This is a genomic window from Pseudoalteromonas sp. SR41-8 (assembly GCF_014163915.1).
Classification (GTDB): domain Bacteria; phylum Pseudomonadota; class Gammaproteobacteria; order Enterobacterales; family Alteromonadaceae; genus Pseudoalteromonas; species Pseudoalteromonas rhizosphaerae.
In genome coordinates, this window is record NZ_JACJEE010000100.1 from 1 (window position 1) to 336 (window position 336).

1 protein-coding gene is annotated in these 336 nt (G+C 47.0%); it reads left to right on the forward strand.

Annotated features, from left to right (window positions below; genetic code table 11):
• Positions 1–336: group II intron maturase-specific domain-containing protein (locus tag H5162_RS21175; RefSeq protein ID WP_310736447.1), on the forward strand; the 336-nt coding region annotated here is incomplete at both ends.

A 336-nucleotide genomic window follows, 5' to 3' on the forward strand; every position in this document is an offset into this window, starting at 1 on the left:
GGAAATTACTGCGTTCATCACTAAGCGATTAAAACTCAAAGTGAATGAATCGAAAAGTCGGGTCGGTCCAGTATCAGGCTCGAAATTTCTCGGGTTTACCTTCCGCTACGGTCAAGTGCAGATCCACGAACAGGCGCTAAAGAAATTTAAAGCAAATGTCAGGGAGCTCACTAACCGCAACTGGGGGATCTCAATGACCCTACAAATTCATAAACTCACACAGTATTTGCGCGGCTGGGGACACTACTACCTAATAGCCAACGCTTATCAGCTAACGGTGGATTTAGATCACTGGATCCGCCGTAGGATAAGAATGTGCTACTGGCGGCAATGGCG